The organism is Luteolibacter flavescens (assembly GCF_025950085.1).
Taxonomy (GTDB): Bacteria; Verrucomicrobiota; Verrucomicrobiia; order Verrucomicrobiales; family Akkermansiaceae; genus Haloferula; species Haloferula flavescens.
The window spans coordinates 159,126-185,456 of sequence record NZ_JAPDDS010000005.1 but is presented as its reverse complement, the minus strand read 5'-3'; the positions used below and the strand labels follow the sequence as shown (position 1 = coordinate 185,456).

Sequence of the window (26,331 nt, the reverse complement as noted above, 5' to 3'; positions counted from 1 at the left end):
ATGCGGCAATGAAGAAAAACCGCATCGGTTAGGTCAGCTTACTCCGCATAGAAGCGCCGCACCCCTGCCCGGAGGAGCGGATCACGCCTGCTGGACTGGTCGATGAGGTCGTTTCCGGAGCGCCGCAGGCCGTGATAGGCGGCCAGCGCCTCGAAGCCGGCATTGAGCGATCCCTGCATGGGATTGTGCCGCTCTAGGCCGATCTCCACGGTCTCCGGCAGGCCCTGGGGGAAGAGCATCCCTGCCTGGGCGAGGTGGCGCACGCCCTCCGAGTAGCGGTCGCCGCCGCTGAGCGCCAGGCCCATGAGCATGGCGTGCGGGTGCAGCCAGCGGAGGTCCGGCAGGTCCACGCCATTCGCCGTGTAGCCATCGCCCGGCATGCCCGCCTCGCCACCGGAAAGGCCGAAGATGCCGGCATGGGCGGCACGGGAGTCCGGCCAATATTTCTGCACGTAGCCAGCCTGGCGCTCCAGTAGCGCCCGCCGCGCATCCGGCCAGACGGTGCCCGTCGCCAGATCCGGGGTGCCGCTGTCGAAGTCGGGGTAAAACAGGCTCTGGATCTCTGAAATGAACTGCACGCCGCGGAAAACATGACCGCCGGGCTCCATTTTCCCCCGCGGCTCCCGCCCATGGACCATGCCCTCCAGCATCATCACCAGCGCGGTCTCGCCGCCCCAGTCGCGCCACTGGCTGGCCAGCGGGGTGGTACCATCCGTGGCAAAGCCGTGGCTGATCCAGCCGTCGCTGGTGCTGGCGAGGTCGAAGTCGAGGTCGGCGATCAACACGCCCATGGCGTCCTCCACGTCGACGAGATCCAGCACGTCGCCCGCGAGGCGCATGCTGATCAGGGCGATGGCGGTGTCCACGGTGCTGAATTCCGTGCCGGGGTGGATCACCGGCTGACCGTCCGGGCCGCGCTGGGTGAAGTGGGGGAGAAAGCCCGCGGCCTTCTGGATGCCGAGGAAGGCGCGCGTGGTCCGGCGGAGCTCGCCCGCCACCATCTCCCGGTCCAGCCAGCCCTCCGCCGCCGCGGTCGCGCTGGCGAGCGCGTGCAGGCCGGTGGAGCTGATGGAGTCGAAGACCCCGGCCGGGAGATGCGCGCGGTCACGCGTCAGGCCGCCCTCGGGATCGTGGCAGCGCCGCAGCTTTCCCAGCGAGACGCGCACCATCCACTCCTCCTCGGAGATGGCCGGCTTTGCGATATCGAAGCCGATGGCGGACACCTCGACCGAGCTACCGGGCTCTGCCACCCAGTTGAAATACTTCACCGGCCCCAGATCCGCCGCCGAGATCTCGAAGCGGTGCCGGGTGCGCTCGCCCGGCTGGAGGATCATGGTCTGGGACCACTTCACCATCTTCCCCGGATCGGACAGCTCCACGCGCAGCTCGCCCTGGCCGCGGGCATCCACGGTCACGGCCACCACCCCGGCGCGGACTTCCTGCGGACCGCCGAGGCCGGTCACATCCGTGGGGTCGAAGAGCCGCTGCGGCTCCACCGCCAGACCAGCCAGCGAGTGCCAGGCTCCGGTCCACTCCCCGTCCGCCTTGGTCCGGATGGCCCCGGATCTCGACTCGAGCCGGGCCTGGCCCGGACCCATCCAGCCGAAGTCGGTGCCGAAGTGGGTGAAATTGTCGAAAGGATTGATCGTCGGGGCGGCATCCGCGCGATCCCCCGGAAAGGAAATCGAGTAATCGGTGACCGGCTGCCAGACGGTCTCGGCGGCAGCGGCTGCGCTGGCCAGGCCGAGCGCCAAACCCCAGACCAGAGATCGCACCAGCCCTCCGCGACGAGGGGCGGAAGGGCGCTTTGAAACGGATTTGAAGAAACTCAAGGGGGCTACCACTGCCCGCGATTGAAGCCGAAAACAGGGAGGAAATCCACCCCTTCCCATCGCAAAGGCCGAAAACGAGGGTGTTTTAAGTAGTTTCCCCCGGCGTCGCGACGCCCGCAAATCAATGATTGTCAGCCGTCTCCTTGATGTCGTTCAGGGCGGCAATGAAATCGCCCAGAATCTCGGCCGGCACCATGATGGTGTCGCGGTTGCCGCCCACGTCCTCGGTGATTTTCACCACCATCCCGCGGGAGTTTTGTTTGAGATCCAGGAAGAATGTCTTCCGGTCAGCCAGGATCTTTTCCGTGTGCAACAGCTCGCTTTCCACGCGTCCCCCTTTCATGATTGTGGGGCCAGTGTCCGGGGAGAGCCTTGATTGTCAAGGAAAAGGCCGTGGGAGCGGGGATGACGGGGCCGCGCCGGCCGGCCCGGCCCGCTCACTCGTCCTCGCCTGCCTCGTCCCCGACCTCTTCGTATTTCGCCCGCTCGATGGCGGCTTCCACATCATAGACACTGTCCCGGAGCTCCTTGACCTCCGACTCGTTGCTCTTGATGCGCTTCAGCAAATTTTCCGCCGCGGCGAACCAGTAGGGATTGCGAAGCTTGTACTCCTCCTCGATCGCAAGCGCTCCACTTTCCTTCTTCTCCCTCGGCACCGGACGAATCATCTCGTCCAACATGTGGACGTTGAAGCGGTTCGGGCTGCTAAGATGTAGAGGACCGGTGAGGGAAACGGTCAACGGCTGGATCCAGTAATAGATTTCCGTGTCGTCCTTGCCCAACTGCCGTGATGACTCGGCGAAAACGTATCCATCAGCAGGTGCCGGAACGCTGAGGCTGTAGTTCCCGTCCGCATCGGTCTGGGTCGTGATCACGTTCTCGTCCTTCACCAGAGTGATCAATGATGCCAAGGCACAGCGGTCCGTCTCATTCCGGCCGAATCCCGCATCTTCAAATGAGTCGCGGTTTTCCTCTACGAAGGCGAGCAGTGCCAGATCATCCGCCAGAGTCTGTGGTTCCCTGAATCGCTTCCAAGCATCGGACTGGAGATCCTTGGCAGAAGAAAGGAACGCCCTGACTCCCGCGGATGGCTTCTCCCGATAGGCGGCCTCGATCTTCACATCGACATACTTCAGATTGTCCTGATATTCGGCAACCTCCAGCAGTCTCGGAATCCGCTCCCCGATCTGACGACACTTCGCCTCGACCACCTCACGGGAGATGTAGTGAACATCGACACCGCCCAGCTTCACGGTCTGGCCGTTCCGCTGGACGACGAAAACCTGGCCCTTGACCTCGGCCTGCTTCTTCTCGGCCTCGGCTCCGGGCTTCAGGCAGCCCGTCAGAAGCACCGATGCCGCGAGGACGGCGGTGGAAAGAAATCTTGCGATCATGGCTGCTTCTCCTTCTCCACGAGGGTCTTGAGTTCACCTACCAGACGATCCGTGGACTCTTCGATTTCAGCGATTTCGTCCTGCAGTTTCCGAAGCTTGGCCTTGTGACGGTCCACGGTGGCAGCGCGGGCGGCTTCTTTTATGCGCCGCACCTCCCTTTCCTTTGCCAGCTTCCGCTGCATCTCGGACTCCACGAGTTCCTTGCTCTTCCGTTCGGCCAAATCCTTCGCGGCCTGCTCGTCGGCGGCGATCTTCGCCTGGAGGTCGAGGTAGGTTTTCTTCGGCATCCACTCGCCGCCGTGCCGGACCATGCCTTCCTTGATCTTCGCACACCACTCGATGTGCAGATCGAGGCTCTTCTTGGCGATGGGCGCGGCATTCGGGAAGCGCTTCGTGAACTTCTCCATCTCGTCCTTCCGGAGAGAGATCGCCTTCAGGTCGTAGTCACTGGTGACGTCATGGGGCAGGTCCTGCGGTAGTTCCAGCCAGAGGTGGAACTGCGTCTTCTCGAAACGCTTCTTCTCCTTCCCGACAAAGACCCAGCTCACGAAGCCCTCGCCCTCGATCCGGTCGTAGCGGATCGCAGGAGCCGACTGGTCGGGGTGAAAGGTCTGGTTCTTGTAAACCAGGACTCCCTCGCCGCGGACGGAGCCGCCGGCCCAGAGGGACAAGCATACGAGAGGAAATATAAGGGAACGCATGACCGAGGAGGGGAAAGCAATGCGTGTCCGGCGGGCGGACACGCATTGATCGGGTGCGAAATGATCACATGTGTTCAAATGATCAAGCAATTTCACACACGTTTCTGTCAGCCGTGATAGGGCGACGGATCAACCGCCCGAGGCCTGCATGTAAACTTCCTCGTAGGGCTGCACGATGACAAAGCCATCACCCTCGAAGCGCATCTGCATCGACTCTCCGGAGCCGCGGCCGAGGAAGGTCTTCAGCGAAATGTCGGCCTTCAGCTCGGGCGTCAGATTGCCGCTCCACGCGATGGTGGCATTCGGGTCGGTCATCACCGGACGACCCGGCTGGACGCGCAGCGTGAGGGGCTGGTAGTGGCTGGTGATGGCGAGCAGTCCGCTGCCGTCGAAGCGCACGTTGAAAAGGCCGCCGGCCATCATGCCGACGATCTTCTTCATCATGGTGATCTTGTGCTGGAGGCTGCCCTCAAAGGCGAGGACGTCATTGCCATTCACGATGAGGCTCTCGTTCTGGAGCTTCAGGATGATGATCTTCTTTCCCTGGTCGGCGAGGTAGAGCTTCCCCTGGCCATCGGCGTAGGTCAGGCGCATGCCCTCGCCGGAGATGGCGCGCTTGAGCAGGCTGCCGACACCCTGGTCGAGCATGCCCTCGCGGGTGAACTTGATCTCGCCATGATAGGCGACCATCGAGCCGGTCTTGGTATTCATCCGGCCATTCAGGTTCACCTCAAGGAAGCGGGGCGACTCCAGCTCGAAGACCCCGTGGCCGAGGTCTTGCTGGGCGGTGCGGGAAACGAACTCCTGCAGGCTTTCAGCAGGATTCTTGGCAGGTAAGGCAGGTGGAACGGACATGGTGCCATGTATCTAACCGAAATACCGCGACCGCGCTAATGTAAACTCGGTGGCGAATTCGAACCGGGAGTCTCCCGTATGTTCTCCGGCAATGACCGGAAGAAATGAGATACTCTGACCTGGGGATGAAACGAGGGCATCAGCGGGCGCGGTCAGAGAACACCCCGCGGCGCAATTCCTCGAAGGAGATCAGTTCCGCCTCTCCTTCCTTCACCTGCCGGACACGCTCGGACACCTCCTCGTCCGACACGTGATGATCCGGTTCCGGCAACGAATGCAGGAGGAAGCTGGCCAATGCCGCACGTTCTTCGACAGGCAGCGCTGCCACCTGCTTCTCGATTTCCGCGAGGCTCATGGAGGAAAACTACCGGGGAATTCCGCTTTGCAAAAGGAGGAATTCCCCGGTGGCAAGAGGAAGCGTCAGCCGAGCACTGCTGCCAGGCGGCGGCAGACTTCCTCGACATTCGCGCGGGAGTTGAAGGCGGAGATGCGGAACCAGCCTTCGCCCGCAGCACCGAAGCCTGCACCGGGAGTGATGACGACCTGGGCTTCGTTCAGCATCTTGTCGAACATGTCCCAGGAGCCGAGACCGGCGGGGCAGCCGACCCAGACGTAGGGGGCATTTTCACCGCCGAAGACCTGCAGGCCGGCGGCCTTTGCGGCTTCGACGAGCAGCTTGGCATTCCCCATGTAGTGCTCGATGAGCGCCTTCACCTCGGCCTTGCCCTGCTCGGAGAAGACGGCTGCGGCACCCTTCTGGACGGGGTAGCTCGCGCCATTGAACTTCGTGCTGTGGCGGCGGCTCCAGAGCTGGTGCAGCGGGACGCGCGTGCCGTCGTCCGCCTTGCCGGTGACGGTCTTCGGGATGACGATGTAGGCGCAGCGGACGCCGGTGAAGCCGCCGTTCTTCGAGAAGGAGCGGAACTCGATGGCAACGTCCTTCGCGCCCTCGATCTCGAAGATCGACTTCGGGATGGAGGCGTCCTGGACGAAGGCCTGATAGGCGGCGTCGAAGAAGATGACGGTATCGTTTTCCTTCGCGTACTTCACCCAGGCCTCGAGCTGCTCGCGGGTGGCGACGGCACCGGTCGGGTTGTTCGGGAAGCAGAGGTAAACGAGATCCACGCGCTCCTTCGGCAGGTCGGCGACGAAGCCGTTTTCCGCGGTGCAGGGCAGATAGACGAGGCCGCCGTAGGCACCCTTTTCGTCGGCGTCTCCGGTATTGCCGGCCATCACGTTCGTATCGACGTAGACGGGATAGACCGGGTCGGTGATGGCGATCACGTTGCCCTTGCCGAAGATGTCGAGGATGTTGCCGGTGTCGCACTTCGAGCCGTCCGAGATGAAGACCTCGTCGGCGGAGATGCCGAGGCCCGCGAACTCATTGTCCACGATTGCCTGGCGGAGGAATTCGTAGCCCTGCTCCGGGCCGTAGCCCTTGAAGCTCTCGCGCACGCCCATTTCATCGATGGCCTCGTGCATCGCGGCGCGCACGGCGGCGGGCAGCGGCTCGGTCACGTCACCGATGCCGCAGCGGATGATCTTGGCGGACTTGTCCGGATTCGCATCGGAGAAGGCCTTCACCCGGCGGGCGATTTCGGGGAAAAGGTAACCGGCTTTGAGCTTGAGGAAGTTCGAATTGATCGAGGCCATGGCGGCGGGTGGTTTAGACGCCGCCCGTAGCCGGGGCAAGGCCTTCCTCGGCGCGGGATGCCGCTGGATCGGGGGTCCGGGAGATCGCTGGCGGAGGCCGGAGCGAGGCCATTGATGATCAGGCGGCTGTGAATAGCGATAAATCCTTGATGAAAAAGGAGTGACGGCTGCCTCAATTCAGGATTTCCAAGGCACGGGAAATGCCTGCAATGGATGCCACGATGAATGACCCGGTCCGCGAGCTGTATTCCGAACGGCGCTATCCGGACCTGAGCCATCCGGTCACGGACATCTCACGGCTGTGGGTGAGCGCGCGGGTCGCGGGGCTGGGACGCCTGGCGGAGCCCTCGCACTGCCGGGTGCTGGAATTCGGCTGCGCGGCGGGGCAGAACCTGCTGCCGATGGCGGAGCGGTATCCGCAGAGCGACTTCACCGGGCTGGACTTCTCTGACACGGCGATCCGGAAGGCGCGGCAGGCCTCCTACGAGGCGCAGCTCCAGAACGTACGCTTCGAGGCCGCGGATCTGGAGCACTGGCGGCCCTCCCACCCGTGCGACTACCTGATCGTGCACGGGATCTTTTCCTGGGTGCCGGACTCGGTGAAAACGCGGGTGCTGGACCTCTGCGGCCAGGTGCTCTCGGACAACGGGGTGGTGTGCATTTCCTACAATACCCTCCCCGGCTGGTCCCTGCGCCGCGACTTGGTGCCGCTGGTGAAAGCACTGGCGGGCAATCCCGTGGCAGCCGGTCTCGGCGACACAGTGGAATCCGTGGCCGCCTCGCTGGCGGAAATGGCCGGCGGGACCACCGCACACACCGCAAACGTGCAGGCGATCTGCCGGGACATGATGCGGAAGGGACCGACCGTGCTGCCCTTTGACGATTTCGCGCCGGTTTGCGACGCGGTCTATTTCACGGAATTCGCGAAATGGGCGGCCGAGCGCGGGCTGCGCTATCTGGGCGAGGCGCGCCTGCAAGACAATCTGCCGGACGGTATCTCGCCGGAGGCCTACCACAAGCTGGCACCGCTGGCGGCAGACCCCGTGCTGCTCCAGCAAACGCTGGACCTGCTGTCCGGACGGACGCACCGCAACAGCCTCTTTTGCCGGGTGGACGCAGCGATGGAGGAAGGCGTCACGACGGCGGTGGTGATGCACTTCGCCGCGGGACCCGGCCCGGTCGAGCTGCCGCCCGTGGACAACCCGGTGGTGAGCTTGTTCCGCCAATTGGTAGCGGATGCCTCGCCGTCCTGCGTCCCGGTGCAAGCACTGATGGAGCGGACGGCGGAGCGACTGGGCGGCGGCTGGGAACCGGCGGTTCACTCTCGGGAGCTAGCCAAGTGGATCTATCAGGCAGCACGGCTCGGAGGGATCGAGCTGAGGGCCGAGCCTCTGTCCATCCGCGGCCAGACGATGCCGACGCCGAGGCTGTCCCCGCTGAACCTGCACTTCGCCGGTCAGGGCAGGCCGGTAGTGGATGCACGCCATTTCCCCTGCCGCTACCCGGACGGGCATCAAGGCCTGATGGCGAAGATGGACGGCACGCTTTCCTACGAGGATCTGGCGGAGCAAGCACATGCGGATTTCCCGGAGCTGGATTTCCACCGGTGGGTCGCGCATCTGGCGGAGCGGGGAATCGTGCTGTGAGCGGCTCCTGGACGTTTGTTCATTTCAGATTGAACAATCGGCCACGGGCAGGTATCCCGGGCGCGTGCCGCCGGTCCGCGAAGAGGAAGACATCCGTGAGTTCCCGTCGCTCGGGCCACTGGAAGCGCAGGTCATCCAGGTCTTCGTGGATGGCGGGAAGGTGCTCGGACTGCCCCGGTCGATCGGGGAAATCTACGGGCTGCTTTTCATTTCGCCGGAGCCGCTTTCACTGGATGACCTCGTGGAGCGGCTGGGCATCAGCAAGGGCTCCGCGAGCCAGGGCCTGCGCGCGCTGAAAACCCTCGGTGCCGTCCGAGAGATCCAGCTCGAGGGCTCCCGCCGCTGCCACTATCAGGCGGATACGGAACTGAAGCGCCTAGTCGGCGGCTTCATCCGCGAGCAGGTCAGCCCCCATTTGGAAAGCGGGCAGACGAAGGTCGCGCGGCTGAATGAGATCGCGGGCAACGAGACGGACCCGGAGATGCGGGTCTTTTTCCAGTCCCGGGTGCAGCAGCTCGAATACTGGGTGGGAAGGGCACGGATCGTCCTACCCCTCCTGCAAAAGGTTCTCGGCGAATAAGTTAGATAAATGAGCGACTCTCCCCCCAGTGAACCGGCATGGTATTGCCTGAAGGCGCAGACGAAGCGTGAAGCCATCGCCGCAACGCACCTCCGGGAGTTGGAGGGCGTGGAAGTCTTTTGCCCGATGCTGCGCTATCGCAAGGCGACCCGCCGCGGCAAGGTGTGGTGGGTGGAGGCACTCTTCCCCGGCTACCTGCTGGCGCGTTTCCGGCTCGGCACCGACGAACGAGCGGTGATGTACAGCCAAGGCGTGCGCGGCCTGGTGCGCTTCGGCGGGGAGGTGCCACCGGTTCCGGATGAATTTGTCGCTGCCCTGCGCGAGGAAGTCGCGAAACAGGGGCAGAAGGAGGTCCTGACCGTGGGCCCGCGCATCACGGAGGGAGAAGAGGTGGAGCTGGCCCACGGACCGCTCGGCGGTGTGAAGGGCACGGTGGTGGAGGTGCTGCCTGCCCGGGAGCGGGTGCGCGTGCTGCTGGAATTCCTGGGGCGCGAGCAGGTGGTGGAGGTGGATCTTTTCTCCCTGCTGCTTCCCCGCAAACCCCTTCCATGACGACCCCGCCACTTCGGACTGTTCATTTTGGATTGAACGGAGAGCGGATTTTTTGATCCATCCCGCCCGTTGGGCGAGACCGATGAACCCGCCTGAAATCAATATCTTCCAAAAGCCGCTGCTGGTCCTGTCCGTGCTTCGGACGGCCGACCAAGGGCGGACGCTTGTTTTCTCCTCCCCTTTATACATTCCATGACTCCCATCGAAGACCTCAAAGGCAAGACCGCCGTCGTGACGGGCGGTGCCGGATTCGTTCCATCCCACCTGATCGACCGACTGCTGGCAGACGGCTTGAAAGTCGTGGCACTCGACAACTTCGTCACCGGGCACGCGCGCAACATCGCGCACCTCGAGAACAATCCTGACTTCACCTTCATCCAGCAGGATGTTTCCGAGCCCTTCGATGTCGAGGGGCCGGTGGACTTCGTCTTCCACATGGCCTCGCCCGCCAGCCCGATCGACTACGTCCAGATCCCGATCGAGACGCTGAAGGCAGGCTCCTACGCCTCCCACAACTCCCTCGATCTCGCCCTGCGGAAAAACGCGACCTACCTCGTGGCCTCGACCTCGGAGATCTACGGCGACCCCGAGATCCACCCGCAGCCGGAAAGCTACTGGGGCAATGTGAACTCCATCGGCGTCCGCTCCTGCTACGATGAGGCGAAGCGCTACGCCGAGGCCGCCACCATGGCCTACCATCGCGCCCACGGCTTGAACACGAAGATCGTCCGCATCTTCAATACCTACGGCCCGCGCATGCGACTGGACGACGGCCGCGTGGTCCCCGCCTTCATCGGCCAGGCCCTCCGCGGCGAGCCGCTGACCATCTTCGGCGATGGCACTCAGACGCGCTCGTTCTGCTACGTCTCCGATCTGGTGGACGGCATCTGGCGTCTCGCCCGCTCGACCACCAACGAGCCGGTGAACTGCGGCAACCCGCACGAAATGAGCATGCGTCAGTTCGCGGAAGCCATCGCCGGCGTCTTCGAAATCGAGCTGACGGTCGATCCCAAGCCGCTGCCACCGGATGACCCGAAGGTGCGCAAGCCGGACATCACCCGCGCGAAGGAAGTCCTCGGCTGGGAGCCGGTCGTCTCCTTTGACGACGGCATCCGCGAGACCATCGAGTATTTCCGCGGCCAGCTCCAACCCGCGTGATCCTTGCCGTCTCCTGACGCCAGCGTCGATTTCCTGATCGTAGGAGCCGGGTTCTCCGGGCTCGTCACGGCGGAGCGGCTATCCAATGCCGGCTTCCGCTGCGTGGTGGTGGACAAGCGCCCCCACCTCGGCGGGAATGCCTACGATCGAGTCGACGCGGCGGGCGTGCTGGTCCACGAATACGGCCCGCATTACTTCCGCACGAACTCGCCGCGAATCGTCGAGTATCTGGGGAAATTCACCGATTGGCAGGACGCGGACTACAAGATCAAGAGCTACACGGACGGCCGCTACTGGAGCTTCCCGATCAACCTGCACACCTACGAGGAAATCGTGGGCCACGCTGCGACCACGGAGGAATTCGAGGCGTGGATCGAGCAGCATCGGGTGCCGGTGGATGAGCCTCGGAACTCGGAGGAGCTGATCCTCTCAAAGGTCGGTCGCGAGCTCTATCACCGCTTTTACGAAGGCTACACGCTCAAGCAATGGCAGCGCCACCCGCGCGACCTGGACACCAGCGTCTGCGGACGGGTCCCGATCCGGACGAACCGCGATGACCGCTACCTGAGCGAGTCCTTCCAAGCACTGCCGAAGAAGGGCTACACGGCGATGTTCGAGCAGATGCTCGAGGCATCTCCCGGGGTGGAGCTTCATCTGGGCGTGGATTTCGACGAGGCCTGCAGGCGCTGGCGGCACCGCCACCTGATTTTCACCGGGCCGGTGGACGAATATTTCCAGCGCCGCTACGGGGCACTGCCCTACCGTTCGCTGAGCTTCGAGCACGAGAGCTTCACCGCCGACCAACTGCGGGCCCGCGAGCCGGTCTCCGGCAAGCCCGGCTTCTGGCAACCGGCGGTGCAGGTGAACTACCCCTCCGCGGACGTTCCCTACACCCGCATCGTGGAGATCAAGCACGTGACGGGGCAGAAGATCGACACCTCCACCATCATCCGCGAGTATCCGCGGAACTGGACACCGGGGGAGGAGCCGTTTTACCCCGTGCCCGCGGACGATGCGAAGACCGCCTACCGCCGCTATGCCGATCTGGCCGCGGCGGAGGAGAATGTCAGCTTCATCGGCCGTCTCGCCACCTATCGTTATTATAACATGGACCAGGTCACCGGCATGGCACTCGCCGAGGCCGACCGCCTGATCGCCCGCTACTCACCGGCCCCGCATGCTTGAAAAGCTGAAATCGAAACAAGGTTCCATCGGCGTCGTCGGCCTCGGCTACGTCGGGCTGCCGCTCCTGCTGGCCTATGCAAAGGCGGGCTTCCGCGCCGTGGGCATCGACATCGATGCGGGCAAGCCGGAAGCACTGCTCGCCGGTCGCAGCTACATCAAGCACATCCCAGGCGAGGAAGTCGCCGCAGCACTGGCGTCCGGAAAGCTGGAAGCGACCACCGACTTCTCGATCATCAAGACGCTGGATGCGATCATCCTCTGCGTGCCGACACCGCTCGACGAGCACTTCGAGCCCGACCTGAGCTATGTGGTGAATACGGTCGAGGCCGTGGTGCCCCACCTGAAGGCGGGCCAGGTGCTCAGCCTGGAAAGCACGACCTACCCTGGCACCACCGACGAGGAAGTCGTGACCCGCGTGGAGAAGGCTGGCTTCCAGGTCGGCACGGACATCCACGTCGTCTATTCGCCGGAACGCGAGGACCCGGGCAATCCGAAGTTCTCCGCGACGAACATTCCGAAGGTGGTCGGCGGTGTCACGCCGGGCTGCCTGGAGGCTGGCGTCGCACTCTACGAAGCTGCCTTCGAGCAAGTCGTGCCCGTCAGCTCCTGCAAGGTGGCGGAGCTGACCAAGCTGCTGGAAAACATCTACCGCGCGGTGAACATCGGCCTCGTCAACGAGCTGAAGATCGCCGCGGACAAGATGGGCATCGACATCTGGGAGGTGATCCGCGCCGCCTCGACGAAGCCCTTTGGCTTCACGCCCTTCTATCCCGGCCCGGGTCTCGGCGGCCACTGCATCCCCATCGACCCCTTCTACCTCACGTGGAAGGCGCGCGAATACGGGGTCCACACGCGCTTCATCGAGCTGGCCGGAGAGATCAACCGCAGCATGCCCGACTACGTCATCCATCGCACCATGGAGGCGCTCAATTCCCGCGGCAAGCCGGTGAAGGGATCGCGCATCCTGCTCATGGGCCTCGCCTACAAGGCAAACGTGGATGACATGCGCGAGTCGCCCACCTTCGCCCTGCTCGATGGCCTCCAGCGCCTGGGTGCCGAGGTCTCCTTCTACGATCCCCACGTCCCGGTGGTGGGCCCTACCCGCGAGCACATGAACTGGGCCGGATCCCGCAGCGTCGCATGGAGCGAGGAAACGATCCGCGCCCAGGACTGCATCGTCATCTCCACGCATCACGCCGCCTTCGACCTCGCCGAACTCGCCGCGTGGTCCGACCTCATCATCGACACCCGCAACGCCATGGCCTCCATCGACACGCCGGAAGGCCTGGTGGTGAAGGCGTAATCCTCCAGTCTTGCGTCTTTAATCTCCAAGTCTTCCGTCTCTCCATGTCCGTCCCTCTCCTAGACGTCAACGCACAGAACCTGCCGCTCGAAGCAGAGCTGAAGCAGGTCTTTGAAAACGTGCTGCGCTCCGGCCGCTTCATCCTCGGCGAGGAGGTGGAGGCATTCGAGAAGGAATGCGCCGCCGCGCTCGGGGCGAAGCATGCGATCTCGATCTCGTCCGGCACGGACGCGCTGATCGTGGCGCTGATGGCGCTGGACATCGGACCGGGCGACGAGGTGCTTTGCCCGTCCTTCACCTTCTTCGCAACCGCGGGCAGCGTCTTCCGCACGGGAGCGACGCCGGTCTTTTGCGATGTGGAGCCGGAGTTCTTTGGCATCGATCTCGCATCGGCGAAGTCGAAGCTCACGCCGAAGACGAAGGCCATCATCCCGGTGCATCTCTATGGCCAGGCGGTGGACATGGATGCCATGACTTCCTTCGCGAAGGAGCACGGGCTGAAGGTCGTCGAAGATGTCGCCCAGTCCTTCGGCGCGACGTATCGCGGACGGGCCTGCGGGACCATCGGCGATATCGGCAGCTACAGCTTCTTCCCGTCGAAGAATCTCGGCGGCTTCGGCGATGGCGGACTCGTCACGACGGAGTGCTCCGAACTTCACGAAAAGATGCTGCGGCTGCGCAACCACGGCATGCACCCGCGCTACCATCACTCGATGGTCGGCGGGAACTTCCGCATGGATGCCCTGCAGTGCGCGCTGCTGCAGGTGAAGCTCCGCCACATCGGCGAGTACTCCGCGGGCCGCACGCGCAATGCGAACTACTATACCCATCGTCTTTCCCCGATCGCCGGTGACTCGTTCATCCTGCCCGCAGCCCACGAGCACGCCAGGCACGTATGGAACCAATACACGATCCGCGTGCCCGGCCGCCGCGATGAATTGAAGACCCATCTCACGGCGAAGGGCATCGGCTGCGAGATCTACTACCCCGTCCCGATGCACCGGCAGGAATGCTTCGAGAAATTGCCGGAGCATTCACTTTCGAACTGCCCGGTATCCGATCTGCTTGCCGCCGAGGTCATCAGCATCCCGGTCTACGCAGAGCTAGTGGATGCCCAGCTCGATGAAGTGGCGGCTGCACTTGAATCCTTCCTGAGTTGAAGTCTCGGTGCGCAAGGAATAATCTACCGACGTGAAACTGGAAATCGACGTGCCTGAGTCCGCATTCTCGGCTCTCCGCCAAGCTCCCGGAGAGCTGGCTGCGAGCATGCGCCTGATGGCCGCGATCAAATGGTATGAAACCGGCATGCTCAGCCAGGAACGGGCAGCCGAGTTGGCGGGACAATCCCGCCAGGAATTCCTGCTTTCCATGTCGCGGGTCGGTGTCAGCCCGTTCCAAGGAGTGGAAGACGACCTTGCTGCTTTCGCGGAATGACCCTCGTCATCAATGCCTCCCCCCTGATCGTGCTATCGAAGGCTGGGCTGATGGACATCGTTCTCAATCTCGCCACCGAGCTGGTGATTCCAGAGCCAGTGGCTCTCGAAATCAACCGAGCCAAGAATCCTTTAGATCCGGCCCGAACTTGGATTGGCAATCACGCCTGCCTAGTTAGAACCGCCATGCCAAACACTCCGTTTCTCGCGGCGTGGGATCTGGGAGCAGGCGAGACGTCGGTCATCGCCCTTGCAGAATCCCTCGCCGGATCGATTGCAGTGCTTGACGATCTGGCCGCCCGCCGCTGCGCGCAGGCTCTCGGATTGAAAGTTACGGGCACCTTGGGAATCATCCTCGCGGCGAAGCAACGGAAGATCCTTCCCGCGGTCAAACCTGCCTTGGACGCCGTGATCGCCGCCGGGATGTTCATCTCTCCCTCTCACATCCATCAAGTGCTCGCCAGCGCGGGCGAAGCCAACTGATCCGACTCCATCCTTCCCCCTTTCTCATGTCCAAGATCTTCATCACCGGCCACCGCGGAATGGTGGGCTCCGCACTCGTCCGCGAGGCGGGGAAGCAGGGCGGCCACGAGGTCATCACCGCGGGCCGCGACACGCTGGACCTGCTGAACCAGCAGGCGGTTTTCGACTTCCTCGCGGCGGAGAAGCCGGACATCGTGATCATCGCCGCAGCTAAAGTCGGCGGCATCCACGCGAACGCCACCTACCCGGCGGATTTCATCTACGAGAACCTTAGTATCGCCTCGAATCTGGTCGAGGGCAGCCGCCGCGCCGGGGTCCCCCGCGTGCTCTTCCTCGGCTCCTCCTGCATCTATCCGAAGATGGCTCCCCAGCCGATGCCCGAGGATTGCCTGCTGACGAGCCCGCTGGAAGTGACCAACGAGGCCTACGCCATCGCGAAGATCGCGGGCCTGAAGCTGTGCCAGCACTACCGCGCGCAGCACGGCCTCATGTATCACTCGGCGATGCCGACGAATCTCTACGGTCCCGGCGACAACTACCACCCGGAGAATTCCCATGTCATTCCCGCGCTCATCCGCCGCTTCCATGAGGCGAAGGTGGCGGGCGCACCGAGCGTGACGATCTGGGGCACCGGGACACCGCGCCGCGAATTCCTCCACGTGGACGACCTCGCTGCCGCCTGCTTCCACCTGCTCGGCCTGGAAAGCCCGCCGGACTGGGTAAATGTCGGCGTGGGCGACGACGTGACCATCCTGGAGCTGGCGCAGCTCGTCGCGGAGACCGTCGGCTACACCGGCGAGATCCTCACCGACCCGACCAAGCCGGACGGCACTCCGCGCAAGCTGATGGACGTGTCGAAGATCAAGGGCACTGGCTGGACCCCGGAAATCGCATTCCGCGATGGCCTCGCCGGTGCTTACCAGGACCTCCTCGCCACCCTCGAAACCGGCGCCGCCCGCCTCTGATCTCCCACCTTATCACGTAATTGGGGATTGGCCCCCGATTCCCTACCCTCCCCGCTCTCCCTCGAAACATTCCCCCTTACAGTCGCCATGAAGAAAGCTCTTATCACCGGCATCACCGGCCAGGACGGTTCGTATCTCGCGGAATTCCTGCTGGAAAAAGGTTACGAGGTCCACGGCATCAAGCGCCGCGCCTCGCTCTTCAATACCCAGCGCGTGGATCACATCTATGAAGATCCCCACGTGGAGCACGCCCGCTTCCGCCTGCACTACGGTGACCTCACCGACACCTCGAACCTGACGCGCATACTTTCCGAAGTGCAGCCGGACGAGGTGTACAACCTCGGCGCGCAGTCGCACGTGGCGGTGTCCTTCGAGGCCCCGGAATACACCGCGGACGTCGATGCGATCGGCACGCTGCGCCTGCTGGAAGCGATCCGCTTCCTCGGCATGGAGAAGAAGACGCGCTTCTACCAGGCGTCGACCTCCGAGCTCTACGGCCTGGTGCAGGAGATCCCGCAGAAGGAAACCACACCCTTTTACCCGCGCTCCCCGTATGCCGTGGCGAAGATGTATGCCTACTGGATCACGGTGAACTACCGCGAGTCCTACGGCATGTATGCCTGCAATGGCATCCTCTTCAACCACGAGTCCCCGCGCCGCGGCGAGACCTTCGTGACGCGCAAGATCACCCGCGGCATCGCGAACATTTCTCAGGGCCTCGAGACCTGCCTCTACCTCGGCAACATGGACGCGCTGCGCGACTGGGGCCACGCGAAGGACTACGTCCGCATGCAGTGGATGATGCTCCAGCAGGAGCAGGCCGAGGACTTCGTGATCGCCACCGGCAAGCAGATCTCCGTCCGTGAATTCGTCCGCATGTCCGCCAAGGAAGCGGGCATCGAGGTGGAATTCACCGGCACCGGCGTGGATGAGATCGCCACCGTGACCGCCGTGAATGCCGAAGCTGCCCCGGCAGTGAAGGTCGGCGACGTGATCGTGAAGGTGGACCCACGCTACTTCCGCCCCGCGGAAGTGGAAACGCTGCTCGGCGACCCGACCAAGGCGAAGGAAAAGCTCGGCTGGATCCCGGAAATCACCGTCGAGGAAATGTGCGCCGAGATGGTCGCCTCCGACGTGGATACCGCCAAGCGCCACGCCCTGCTCAAGGCACACGGCCACCACGTGTCCGTGTCGAAGGAGTAATAGTTCTCAGGCAGGAACCGCGTTCAGGTTATCCTGCCAAAGTGAACGTCATATCCTATACGGAAGCCCGCGACCGGCTCGCCAGCGTCTGGGACGAGGCTGTGTCGGCTCGCGAGTCCGTGAGGATCGAAAGACGCGGCCACGAGTCCGTGGTATTGGTGCCGGAGGGAGAGTGGGAGGGTCTGGTGGAAACCGGCCACCTGCTCCGCTCTCCGGCCAATGCGCGGCGACTCTTGGCCGCCCTGAACCGGCTCGAAAGCGGCGAAGGCGAAGTGCTGTCCATGGAAGCTCTCGCCGCGAAGGTGGAATGAGTGACCCGGAGCGGCTACTCAACTTCGACCGGGACTTTCTCGACGGGCTCGGCAAGCTGGAGCCCCTCCGCCACCTGGGGGCTGGCATCTGGTCACGGCGCATCACGCAAGAGCACCGTTTGGTGTATCGCGTGAAGGACGACCGCATCCTGTTCGCACAGGCGCGGTATCATTACTGAACCGGTCCACCCGGCTCCACTCGGGTATGGCGTCTCAGCCCGCCCCCTCGACCCACTCATGCGCACCGTCCCCGTCATCGGCCTGCCGCTCGCCTGCACGGACTACGCCGGAGCAGTCGCGTGGATCCTCGACAAGGCCGCTACTTCAAGTACGGCGGTCGCAGTAGAAGCTGCGAATACCCACGTCGCCGCGCTTGCCAGGAGCGACGCGGCCTTTGGCGAGTCGATGCGCGCCTTCGACCTCATCGTGCCCGACGGCATGCCGCTGGTCTGGTCGCTGAATGCCGCCCTGCCACCCGCCGAGCGCCTGACCGACCGCGTCTATGGCCCGACGCTGATGCTGGAGACACTGGAGGGCACCACGGGGAAGCCAGAGTTCCGCCACTTCCTGCTCGGGGGAAAGGAGTCCACGCTGGAGAAACTCCAGTCCGTCTTCGCCGGGCGCTTTCCCGGCGTGGCGATCGCGGGGGCCTATTCGCCACCCTTCGGCGAGTGGCCTGAGGATGAATTCGAGCGCATGACCGCGAAGATCCGCGAATCCGGAGCGAATCTCATCTGGGTCGGCCTCGGCTGCCCGAAGCAGGAGCATTGGATCGCCCGCCACAAGGACCGGCTGCCACCCGGCGTCTACTTCGGTATTGGGGCCGCCTTCGCCTTCCACGCCGGCGAGGTCTCGCAGGCACCCGCCTTCCTGCAGAGGTGCGGGATGGAATGGGCCTACCGCATCGCCGCCGAGCCACGCCGCCTCTTCCGCCGCTACTTCACCTACAATTCGCTCTTCGTCTGGTATACCCTGCGCGACCGGATGAGCGGGAAGACGAACCGGCTTCCTTGACCCTCACGCCCCTTCGTGGGAAATTCCCATCATGAATGAAGTCCGGAAGCTCGATTCGCGGCGCCGGGTCACCTTTCCCGACCGCTACTCCCCCGGAGACGTCTTCGTGGAGGAAGAAGTGACTGCCGACCGCGTGGTCTTCCGGCTCCTGAAATCTGCCGATGTTCCGGTCGCGGGAGTGATCGAGCGTGACGGGAAGTTGTTCGTGGATCGTCCTTTTGATCGGGATGCCATTCGCGACGCCATCCGGGCCGAGCGGGACGAACGATGAGTGCCTATTGGGACAGCTCCGCATTGATATCCAGTGTGGTCGATCCTGCCATCCGGGCTCGCCTCGAGTCGGGGAACCAGTGGACACGTCCCCACGCGCTGGCGGAGACCTTTTCCACGCTTACCGGCGGCCGTCTCGGCTATCGCGTCGATCCGGGCACCGCGGCGGCACTGGTGAAGGATCTCGGCACCCGGCTTCACTTCATCGAGCTTTCCGCGGAGGAAACCTTGGAGGCCCTAGCCGCTGCGAAATCGCTGGGTGTCCGCGGTGGGCGCACCCACGATTGGCTTCACGCGGTTGCCGCGCGGAAGGCAAGTTGCTCGCTTCTGCTCACCCTGAACCAATCCGATTTCCAAGGACTGGATGCCACCCTTGCCGTGGAATCTCCCTGACCCCGCACCCTTTCCCTGCTAGTTTCATCCCGTCATGTCGAATATCCATCCGCACGCCACCCTGCCCCGGCAGGACAAGGAAACGCTTCTCGGCCAGCGCGGCATCGTGCTCTGGTTCTGCGGGCTTTCCGGCTCCGGGAAATCGACCATCGCCGGTGGCGTCGAGCGCGTGCTGCACGATCAGGGCCGCTACACCGTCCGGCTGGATGGCGACAATCTGCGCACCGGCCTGAATGCCAATCTCAGCTTCTCCGATGATGACCGGCTGGAAAACATCCGCCGGACCTCCGAGGTGGCGAAGATCCTTTCCACGAATGGCGCGATCGTCCTCTGCTCGCTGATCACCCCGCGCGGCATCCACCGGGATCTGGCCCGCGGCATCCTCGGCGACGACTTCGCCGAGATCTACGTGAAGGCCAGCTATCAGGCCTGCGAGGCCCGCGACGTGAAGGGTCTCTACGCCAAGGCAGCCAAGGGCGAGGTGGCGAATTTCACCGGCCGCGACAGCGGATTCGAAGAGCCACAGCAGGCCGAACTGGTCCTCGATACCGAGAAGCTGACCGTGGAAGACGCCGTCTGCGAGGTGCTGGAGTTTCTCAGCACGAGGGGCGTTCCAGCCGCGGATCTGGCGGGTCAGGCTTGATTTCGAGAGCCCGGCCGAGACGAGATCTTGGCCGGTTGACGGCACCGGATTGCGTTCGCTCGCTGACTGTCAGTCGGGACCTTTATATATTACCAAATTGCTCAACTAAGTAATTGTTTCTTGCCTGCCCCCTCGGGCCGGCCTTTTTCTCCCCGCCCCGCGAAGGCGAGCCGGACGACCGGCAGCCCGCAGCACCCTGAAACCACGGCTTTTCGTTCCGCCCGATGCCCAACTACCAGCTCTCCCACCTCGACCAGATCGAAGCCGAGGCGATCTTCGTCCTCCGCGAGACCGCGGCGCAGTTCCAGAATCCCGGCCTGCTTTTCTCAGGCGGCAAGGACTCGATCGTGATGGCCTGGATCGCCCGCAAGGCCTTCCACCCCGCACGCATGCCTTTCCCGCTGGTGCACGTCGATACGGGCCACAATTTCCCGGAGACCATCACCTACCGCGACGAATTCGCCGCGAAGCTGGATGCCCGCCTGGTGGTCGGCTCGGTACAGAAGTCCATCGATGACGGCCGCGTGGTCGAAGAGAAGGGACCGAATGCCTCCCGCAACCGCGCGCAGACGACGACGCTGCTCGACACCATCGCCGAGTATCAATTCGACGCGCTGCTCGGCGGCGGCCGCCGCGACGAGGAAAAGGCCCGCGCGAAGGAGCGCTTTTTCTCCCACCGCGACGACTTCGGCCAGTGGGACCCGAAGAACCAGCGCCCCGAGCTGTGGAATCTCTTCAACGGCCGCAAGCACCCGGGCGAGCACTTCCGCGTCTTCCCGCTGTCGAATTTCACGGAGATGGACATCTGGATGTACATGCACCGCGAGGGCATCGTGCTGCCGAGCCTCTACTACGCCCACGAGCGCGAGACCGTGACCCGCAACGGCACCATCCTCGCCGTGAGCGAATTCGTCCAACCGCGCGATGGCGAGGTGGTCGAGAAGAAGGTGATCCGCTTCCGCACCATGGGTGACGCCACCATCACCGGCGCCGTGGAATCCACCGCCGACACGATGGAAAAGATCATCGAGGAAGTCGCCGCCGCCCGCCAGACCGAGCGCGGCAATCGCGCCGACGACAAGCGCTCCGAAACCGCGATGGAGGACCGGAAGAAGGAGGGATACTTCTAAAAGTGCCGAGTGATCAGTGATCGGTGATCAGTGTTTGAGCTCCGATTCCGCTGCACTTTCTTCGACCGAACACACGTCCCTCGCCCGAATCATTTCAACCTTCTGCCACTGATCACTGCTCACCGATCACCCGGCACCCTGCCTTTCCTTCCATGGACCTTCTCCGTTTCACCACCGCCGGCTCCGTTGACGACGGCAAATCCACGCTCATCGGCCGCCTGCTTTATGATTCCAAGTCGATCTTCGAGGACCAGCTCGAGGCCATCGAGGAAACCTCGAAGCGCCGCGGTGACGGCCACGTGGACCTGGCACTGCTGACGGACGGCCTGAAGGCCGAGCGCGAGCAAGGCATCACCATCGACGTAGCCTACCGCTACTTCGCCACGCCGAAGCGCAAGTTCATCATCGCCGATACCCCGGGCCACATCCAGTACACGCGGAACATGGTCACGGGTGCCTCGACGGCAAACCTGGCCATCATCCTGATCGACGCGCGCAAGGGCGTGATCGAGCAGACGAAGCGCCACAGCTTCATCGCGAACCTGCTGCGCATCCAGCACGTCGTGGTGGCGGTGAACAAGATGGACCTCGTGGAGTACTCCGAGGAGGTCTATGAGAAGATCATCAAGGACTACCAGGAATTCGCCTCGCGCCTGGACAACATCGTGGACATCACGCCGATCCCGATCTCCGCGCTGAATGGCGACAACGTGGTGGACAAGTCCACGAGCATGCCGTGGTACCAGGGCCCCTCGCTGCTCTACCATCTCGAGCACGTCTATGTCGGCGGCGAGGAAAACCACGTCGATGCCCGCTTCCCCGTGCAGTGGGTGATCCGCCCGCAGAGCGACGAGTGGCACGATTTCCGCGGCTATGCCGGCCGCGTGGCCGGCGGCGTCTTCAAGCCCGGCGACGAGATCACCGTGCTGCCCTCCGGCTTCACCTCGCGGATCAAGACGATCCACACCGCCGACGGGAACATCGACGAAGCCTTCGCCCCCCAGAGCGTGACGCTCACGCTGACCGACGAGATCGACATCTCGCGCGGCGACATGATCGTCAAAAAGAACAACCCGCCGCAGAGCTCGCAGGACATCGAGGCGATGATCTGCTGGTTCTCGAACAAGCCGATGGCCTCCCGTGCCAAGGTGATCCTGCGCCACACCTCCCGCGAGATGCAGGCGATCATCAGCGAGGTGAAGTACCTCGTGGACATCAACACGCTGCACAAGATCGAGGGTGCCGAGACCTTCGCGATGAACGACGTCGGCCGCATCACCCTGCGCACCGCGCAGCCGGTGATCCACGACTCGTATCGCCGGAACCGCCAGACCGGTTCCTTCATCCTGGTCGATCCCGGCACCAATGAAACGGTCGCCGCGGGGATGATCATCTGATCTGATCCACAGGAAGCGGGCGGACGCGCCCGCTTTTCTTTCACATGTCCCTCTCCCGTCACGCGCAGAGCCTTGCGAAGGGCTTGGCCTATCGTCTCGGCTTCAGCCTGAAGCGCCTGCGGTCCGCTCAAGCGGCAACCGCCATCGCCGGTGACTTCACCGGAAAGGTGCGGCCGCTGCTGCATCGCACGGACCCCTACGAGGGCTTCGACGCGGCGGCTTGGCCGGACGATGCGGCGGGCTGGGGATCGGATTCGCCGGCCTTTGGCGAGCTGGTCGAGGAGCTGCGCCCGACACGCATCCTGGAAGTCGGGACGTGGAAGGGCGGCTCGGCGCTGAATCTGGCAGGACACGTCTCGCGGCTCGGCCTGGACTGCGAGATCATCTGCGTGGACACGTGGCTGGGCGCGCTGGAGATGTGGACGGATCTGGATGACCCCATCCGCCACGGCGCGCTGGGGCTGAAGCACGGCTACCCCACGCTCTACTACCGCTTCCTCGCGAATGTCTGCCGGGCAGGCCACCAAGGGCGCGTCACCCCTCTACCGCTGCCGTCATTCACTGCTGCCCAGTGGTTTGCCCTGAAGGGCATCCGGGCGGACATGATCTATGTGGACGCCAGCCACGAGGAGGAGGATGTCTATCAGGACCTCGTCTCCTACTGGGATCTGGTGCGTCCGGGTGGCGTGCTTTTCGGCGATGACTGGGCGTGGGACGGCGTGCGTCTCGCCGTGGAGCGCTTCGCGGGCGAGACCGGCGTCGTGATCCGCCACCGCCACGACAAGTGGGAGTTGCGGAAGTAGGCCGCCATTTTCGACGGAAACCCCCGGTCGTGTGCCTCCTCAGGCGCAGGCCCCCATCTGCCCGATACCCCGGCTTCACCCGCATCCATGGAAAAAGGCTTTACCAGCACCATCCAGACAGGCCCTGATCCAGGGAGGGAGTCGTATCCCATGTCTCCGGCGGCCAGCCCCTCCCGCTCCACCCTCCGGGACCCCGCTCTCGACGTCCTCCGGGTGGTGGCGATGATTTGCGTGATGATGGTTCACACCCCGAAGGGTGTGGATGGCGTCACCACCTTCCTGAAGCACTACATGGCCACCGCGGGCGTCCCGGCCTTCTTCATCCTTTCAGGCTACCTTTCCGCACGGAAAATTGCGGACCGGGATCACCGGCCGCGCGATTTCTTCCGGGAGAAGTTCAGGACGCTGATCGTGCCCTACCTCATCTGGAATGTACTGGTCCTGGCGGCCATTCTTATCCTGAAGACCTTCATCCCCGGCACCGATTCGCTGGGAAACGGCAATTACTTCGGTGTCGATTTCGAGCCATGGTCGATGACCTGTGCGATCTTCGGCATCGGACGGAGCCCGATCGTCTATCAGTTCTGGTTTCTCCGGGACCTGATCATCGTGAGCTTCATCGCATTTTTCCTGTGCCGGGCGCTGCCTCAGGCATCGATCATCGGCTGGCTGCTTCTTCTGATCCCCCTGCCCTTCGTTCCATCCTTGGGGCTCTTTCTGGTGGGTATTTCCATCGGAGGCCGGCAATCCCTGACCGATCGATGGGATCTTGGGAAATCCCTGATCTTCGGTGCGGGGTGGATCGCCGTCGGCATCGCGGCGACCAACGGTCTGCTCTCCATCCCGAGCGCTGCCTACCAGATATTCGGCACCGTATTCCTGTATTCGCTGTCCACCCTCGTGAGCCGCGGTCCCGGAGGGGGGCACATCGCGACCTGGGGGCCGATGACTTTCCTGGCTTTCGCCATCCACGAACCACTGCAGACGATCATCTTCAAGGTCTGGGAGAAGCTCGCGTGGCCGAGATTCGGCACGGTTATCACCAACCTGCTCGTTCCGCTGCTGATCTTCGCAGTCAGCCTCGGGATCTATCATCTCATGAGGCGCATTTCCCCGAAGCTACTGCTTCTGCTGACGGGAGGACGTTGATCTCTAACGGTCTGTGGACCGGGATATGGGCTTACAGCCGATCTTCCCCGCGATGATGAGCGGGAGTGAGACGGAAGCGACGAAGTCCCCGCGGCCCGATTGTTCATTTTTATTTGAACACATAGGGGCGACTGTTCATTTTCCGCCACGACGAGAATGCCTCCGGGCCTTCCATCCAAGCCGTGGCGATCAATGGTGGAAGTCCCCGCTTCCGACCAAGGGCGGTAGCTTGGCCGCAGTCCGGCTCCCCGCCGCTTCCCGACCGTGCAGGCCCTCAAGCAACTCGTGGCCGACTACGGCAGCCAGTACCCATGGGTCCTCTTCGTAGCGCTGGTCATCCTGCCCGGCCTCGGCTTTCCCGCCGGAGTCCTGCTACTGCTGGCAGGCGTGGTGTGGGGGAGCCAGCCTTCCACCTGCCTGCTCGCGCTGGCGGGCATCCTCCTGAATGTGACATGGACGCACTGCCTCGCTGCAGGACTGGCCCGCAGGCGCATCGTCCGGTGGATGGGTCCGCGGCTGCAACCGTGGCTGGACTTGCCGCGGACGGACCTGATGAAGGTCGCCTGGCTGCTGCGGGTGACTCCCGGGGTCCCGCTTTTCCTTCAAAACTACGCGCTGGGTGCCCTCGGCGTGCCACTGCGCCTCTCCCTGCTGACCGCGCTGCCGATCGTGGCACTCTACACCTGCGGCTTCGTCCTCACGGGCGGCGCGATTTTCGACGGTCGCCTCGGCCTGGCAATCTCCGGCGTGGCGCTGCTCGCCGCGGCGGCCATCGCCATGCGCCTGATCCGCTCGCGGCAGGCGAAGCCCGGCTCCGATGCGGGAGGCGGGGCGTGACTCTCCAGCAGCACGCATGAATTTCGCCTCTTACGAATTCTGGAGAACGCTGTTCTTCTGCTTCCTCGGCTCGCGGCTGATCATCGCCATGGTCGCGAGGCTCGCCCCGCGGCACGAGCCGGACACGGGCAAGTGGTGCCTCGCCGCCACCGGGCTCATCCTGCTCGGCGTGGAGAGCTGGCTGACGCTGGTCGTCTTCCTCTGGGTGGTCGGTCTGAGCTGGATCGGCGTGCTACTGGCCGGGCGCGGGTGGTTCGAGAAGCCCTACCGGATCTATGGCGGGCTGGCCTTCGCCCTTCTGCTCGGCGCGCAGCTCGCACCGCTGTTTTACTACAAGTACTGGGACTTCATCCTGAACGAGTGGCTGGGGCTGGACGTGCGGAAGCCCTCCGTGCTGATCCCGATGGGCCTGTCCTTCTACACCTTCCAGAAGATCGGCTTCTGGATCGATACCATCCGCAATCCGGGCAGGCGGCCCCGCTTCCTGGACTACCTGAATTTCTGCTCCTTCTTCCCGCAGATCGTCGCCGGCCCCATCGAGCGGAAGGAAGCGCTGCTGCCGCAGATCGAGTCCGTCCGCTTCCGCATCCACCGCGAGAATCTGGAGACCGCCCTGCAGTGGATCGTCCTCGGGCTGGGCTACAAGCTGATCGTGGCGGACAACATCGGCGGATTTGCGCAGGCCTTCCGCATCGATCCCGCGAATGCGTGGCACGTGTGGTTCGAGTGCCTGGCCTTCGCGATCCGCATCTACTTCGACTTCTCCGGCTACAGCTTCATCGCCATCGGCCTGGGCCTGCTGCTCGGGGTGAAGCTGACGCTGAACTTCCGCAGCCCCTACTGGGCGCAGGACATGCGGGAATTCTGGAGGAACTGGCACATCACGCTGGGCTCCTGGCTGCGGGACTACATCTACATCCCGCTCGGCGGGCGGCGGGTGCCGTGGTGGGCGGTGAATACGCTGATCGTCTTCCTCATCTCAGGCATCTGGCATGGCGCGGGATGGGGCTTCCTGATCTGGGGCCTGCTGCACGGCCTCGGCGTGGCCGTGTGCTCGATCAGCAAGGACCGCTGGATCCCCTTTGCCCCGCTGCGCTGGCTGCTCACCTTCGCCTACACCACGGCCACCTGGCTCTTCTTCCTGGAGCGCGATGCCACCGTGCTGTGGCAAAAGGCCGCCTCGCTGGTCCAGCCGGGTGCCTACTCGCTGCCAAATCTGCGCCACCTCCAGCAGGTCTTCACCGGTCCCGGCGAGATGGTGGTGAGCGCGGTGATCCTCGCGCTGGCCGCGGTGGCGCTGGCGATCGAGGGCCTTGGCGTGCGGCGTGATCTGGAGCCCTATCACTTCGGCCGGAAGCCGGTCGCCGGTGTCGTGCTCGTCTTCCTGATCGTGCTGCTCGCACCGCTCGAGGAGTCGTCGTTCATCTACTTCAATTTCTGA

At 63.7% G+C, this 26,331-nt stretch carries 29 protein-coding genes and 1 pseudogene; 23 read left to right on the top strand and 7 right to left on the bottom strand.

Going from position 1 to position 26,331, the window contains the following annotated elements:
- Nucleotides 1–38 precede the first annotated feature (38 nt).
- The 7 genes from OKA04_RS10765 to OKA04_RS10735 all read right to left on the bottom strand — a co-directional run bounded on the left by OKA04_RS10765 (nt 39) and on the right by OKA04_RS10735 (nt 6,435).
- Nucleotides 39–1,775 carry a hypothetical protein gene (locus OKA04_RS10765; protein ID WP_264501164.1) on the bottom strand — a complete coding sequence of 579 codons (1,737 nt, stop codon included), beginning with the start codon at nt 1,773–1,775 and terminating at the stop codon, nt 39–41.
- Between the two features lie 178 nt (nt 1,776–1,953).
- On the bottom strand, nt 1,954–2,160 hold the full coding sequence (locus OKA04_RS10760; RefSeq protein WP_264501163.1) for an RNA-binding protein: 207 nt from the start codon (nt 2,158–2,160) through the stop codon (nt 1,954–1,956).
- Nucleotides 2,161–2,269: 109 nt separating this feature from the next.
- The gene (locus OKA04_RS10755; protein ID WP_264501162.1) at nt 2,270–3,226 is read right to left on the bottom strand and encodes a hypothetical protein; all 957 of its coding nucleotides are present in this window, start codon (nt 3,224–3,226) and stop codon (nt 2,270–2,272) included.
- Nucleotides 3,223–3,897 (bottom strand): PCRF domain-containing protein, encoded by a 675-nt coding sequence (locus OKA04_RS10750; protein WP_264501161.1) that lies wholly within the window; start codon nt 3,895–3,897, stop codon nt 3,223–3,225. The genes OKA04_RS10755 and OKA04_RS10750 overlap by 4 nt, the downstream gene beginning before the upstream one ends.
- A 159-nt stretch (nt 3,898–4,056) precedes the next feature.
- Nucleotides 4,057–4,782: an AIM24 family protein gene (locus OKA04_RS10745; protein ID WP_264501160.1), complete on the bottom strand. Its 726-nt coding sequence runs from the start codon at nt 4,780–4,782 to the stop codon at nt 4,057–4,059.
- Nucleotides 4,783–4,921: 139 nt separating this feature from the next.
- On the bottom strand, nt 4,922–5,137 hold the full coding sequence (locus OKA04_RS10740; protein WP_264501159.1) for an addiction module protein: 216 nt from the start codon (nt 5,135–5,137) through the stop codon (nt 4,922–4,924).
- A gap of 65 nt (nt 5,138–5,202) precedes the next feature.
- The gene (locus OKA04_RS10735) at nt 5,203–6,435 is read right to left on the bottom strand and encodes an LL-diaminopimelate aminotransferase (RefSeq protein WP_264501158.1); all 1,233 of its coding nucleotides are present in this window, start codon (nt 6,433–6,435) and stop codon (nt 5,203–5,205) included.
- 200 nt (nt 6,436–6,635) lie between these two features.
- Here OKA04_RS10735 and OKA04_RS10730 point away from each other — a divergent pair, with 200 nt between their 5' ends.
- The 23 genes and pseudogenes from OKA04_RS10730 (at nt 6,636) to OKA04_RS10620 (ending at nt 26,331) form a co-directional block, all read left to right on the top strand.
- The gene (locus OKA04_RS10730; protein ID WP_264501157.1) at nt 6,636–8,081 is read left to right on the top strand and encodes a class I SAM-dependent methyltransferase; all 1,446 of its coding nucleotides are present in this window, start codon (nt 6,636–6,638) and stop codon (nt 8,079–8,081) included.
- A 64-nt stretch (nt 8,082–8,145) separates the two neighbouring features.
- Nucleotides 8,146–8,661, top strand: a complete 516-nt coding sequence (locus OKA04_RS10725; RefSeq protein ID WP_264501156.1) for a GbsR/MarR family transcriptional regulator — start codon at nt 8,146–8,148, stop codon at nt 8,659–8,661.
- Between the two features lie 9 nt (nt 8,662–8,670).
- Nucleotides 8,671–9,213: a transcription termination/antitermination protein NusG gene (nusG, locus tag OKA04_RS10720; RefSeq protein WP_264501155.1), complete on the top strand. Its 543-nt coding sequence runs from the start codon at nt 8,671–8,673 to the stop codon at nt 9,211–9,213.
- A 192-nt stretch (nt 9,214–9,405) separates the two neighbouring features.
- Nucleotides 9,406–10,371: a UDP-glucuronic acid decarboxylase family protein gene (locus tag OKA04_RS10715; RefSeq protein ID WP_264501154.1), complete on the top strand. Its 966-nt coding sequence runs from the start codon at nt 9,406–9,408 to the stop codon at nt 10,369–10,371.
- Between the two features lie 3 nt (nt 10,372–10,374).
- Nucleotides 10,375–11,556, top strand: a complete 1,182-nt coding sequence (gene glf, locus OKA04_RS10710; protein WP_264501153.1) for a UDP-galactopyranose mutase — start codon at nt 10,375–10,377, stop codon at nt 11,554–11,556.
- The gene (locus OKA04_RS10705) at nt 11,549–12,859 is read left to right on the top strand and encodes a nucleotide sugar dehydrogenase (protein ID WP_264501152.1); all 1,311 of its coding nucleotides are present in this window, start codon (nt 11,549–11,551) and stop codon (nt 12,857–12,859) included. The genes glf and OKA04_RS10705 overlap by 8 nt, the downstream gene beginning before the upstream one ends.
- A gap of 44 nt (nt 12,860–12,903) precedes the next feature.
- Complete coding sequence (locus OKA04_RS10700) at nt 12,904–14,019, top strand: DegT/DnrJ/EryC1/StrS family aminotransferase (RefSeq protein WP_264501151.1); 1,116 nt, start codon at nt 12,904–12,906, stop codon at nt 14,017–14,019.
- Between the two features lie 31 nt (nt 14,020–14,050).
- Nucleotides 14,051–14,293 (top strand): UPF0175 family protein, encoded by a 243-nt coding sequence (locus tag OKA04_RS10695; RefSeq protein ID WP_264501150.1) that lies wholly within the window; start codon nt 14,051–14,053, stop codon nt 14,291–14,293.
- Nucleotides 14,290–14,775 carry a PIN domain-containing protein gene (locus tag OKA04_RS10690; RefSeq protein WP_264501149.1) on the top strand — a complete coding sequence of 162 codons (486 nt, stop codon included), beginning with the start codon at nt 14,290–14,292 and terminating at the stop codon, nt 14,773–14,775. The genes OKA04_RS10695 and OKA04_RS10690 overlap by 4 nt, the downstream gene beginning before the upstream one ends.
- 26 nt (nt 14,776–14,801) lie before the next feature.
- Complete coding sequence (locus tag OKA04_RS10685; RefSeq protein ID WP_264501148.1) at nt 14,802–15,740, top strand: GDP-L-fucose synthase family protein; 939 nt, start codon at nt 14,802–14,804, stop codon at nt 15,738–15,740.
- Between the two features lie 87 nt (nt 15,741–15,827).
- Complete coding sequence (gmd, locus tag OKA04_RS10680) at nt 15,828–16,943, top strand: GDP-mannose 4,6-dehydratase (RefSeq protein ID WP_264501147.1); 1,116 nt, start codon at nt 15,828–15,830, stop codon at nt 16,941–16,943.
- A gap of 41 nt (nt 16,944–16,984) precedes the next feature.
- The gene (locus tag OKA04_RS10675) at nt 16,985–17,254 is read left to right on the top strand and encodes a type II toxin-antitoxin system Phd/YefM family antitoxin (RefSeq protein ID WP_264501146.1); all 270 of its coding nucleotides are present in this window, start codon (nt 16,985–16,987) and stop codon (nt 17,252–17,254) included.
- Between the two features lie 29 nt (nt 17,255–17,283).
- Nucleotides 17,284–17,433: pseudogene (locus tag OKA04_RS10670) on the top strand (Txe/YoeB family addiction module toxin); the annotation flags it as partial.
- A gap of 58 nt (nt 17,434–17,491) precedes the next feature.
- The gene (locus OKA04_RS10665) at nt 17,492–18,268 is read left to right on the top strand and encodes a WecB/TagA/CpsF family glycosyltransferase (protein ID WP_264501144.1); all 777 of its coding nucleotides are present in this window, start codon (nt 17,492–17,494) and stop codon (nt 18,266–18,268) included.
- A gap of 31 nt (nt 18,269–18,299) precedes the next feature.
- Nucleotides 18,300–18,539 (top strand): hypothetical protein, encoded by a 240-nt coding sequence (locus tag OKA04_RS10660; RefSeq protein WP_264501143.1) that lies wholly within the window; start codon nt 18,300–18,302, stop codon nt 18,537–18,539.
- Nucleotides 18,536–18,931, top strand: coding sequence for a PIN domain-containing protein (locus OKA04_RS10655; RefSeq protein WP_264501142.1), 396 nt, complete (start codon nt 18,536–18,538; stop codon nt 18,929–18,931). Before OKA04_RS10660 ends, OKA04_RS10655 begins: the two co-directional genes overlap by 4 nt.
- A 34-nt stretch (nt 18,932–18,965) precedes the next feature.
- A complete protein-coding gene (cysC, locus tag OKA04_RS10650; protein ID WP_264501141.1) occupies nt 18,966–19,574 on the top strand; it encodes an adenylyl-sulfate kinase in 609 nt (202 codons plus the stop codon).
- A 224-nt stretch (nt 19,575–19,798) separates the two neighbouring features.
- Nucleotides 19,799–20,704, top strand: a complete 906-nt coding sequence (gene cysD, locus OKA04_RS10645) for a sulfate adenylyltransferase subunit CysD (protein WP_264501140.1) — start codon at nt 19,799–19,801, stop codon at nt 20,702–20,704.
- 152 nt (nt 20,705–20,856) lie between these two features.
- Nucleotides 20,857–22,101 carry a sulfate adenylyltransferase subunit CysN gene (gene cysN, locus OKA04_RS10640; protein WP_264501139.1) on the top strand — a complete coding sequence of 415 codons (1,245 nt, stop codon included), beginning with the start codon at nt 20,857–20,859 and terminating at the stop codon, nt 22,099–22,101.
- A gap of 44 nt (nt 22,102–22,145) precedes the next feature.
- Nucleotides 22,146–22,904: a class I SAM-dependent methyltransferase gene (locus tag OKA04_RS10635; protein WP_264501138.1), complete on the top strand. Its 759-nt coding sequence runs from the start codon at nt 22,146–22,148 to the stop codon at nt 22,902–22,904.
- Nucleotides 22,905–23,054: 150 nt separating this feature from the next.
- Nucleotides 23,055–24,053 carry an acyltransferase family protein gene (locus OKA04_RS10630; protein WP_264501137.1) on the top strand — a complete coding sequence of 333 codons (999 nt, stop codon included), beginning with the start codon at nt 23,055–23,057 and terminating at the stop codon, nt 24,051–24,053.
- A gap of 264 nt (nt 24,054–24,317) precedes the next feature.
- Complete coding sequence (locus tag OKA04_RS10625; RefSeq protein ID WP_264501136.1) at nt 24,318–24,890, top strand: TVP38/TMEM64 family protein; 573 nt, start codon at nt 24,318–24,320, stop codon at nt 24,888–24,890.
- Nucleotides 24,891–24,906: 16 nt separating this feature from the next.
- Complete coding sequence (locus OKA04_RS10620) at nt 24,907–26,331, top strand: MBOAT family O-acyltransferase (RefSeq protein WP_264501135.1); 1,425 nt, start codon at nt 24,907–24,909, stop codon at nt 26,329–26,331.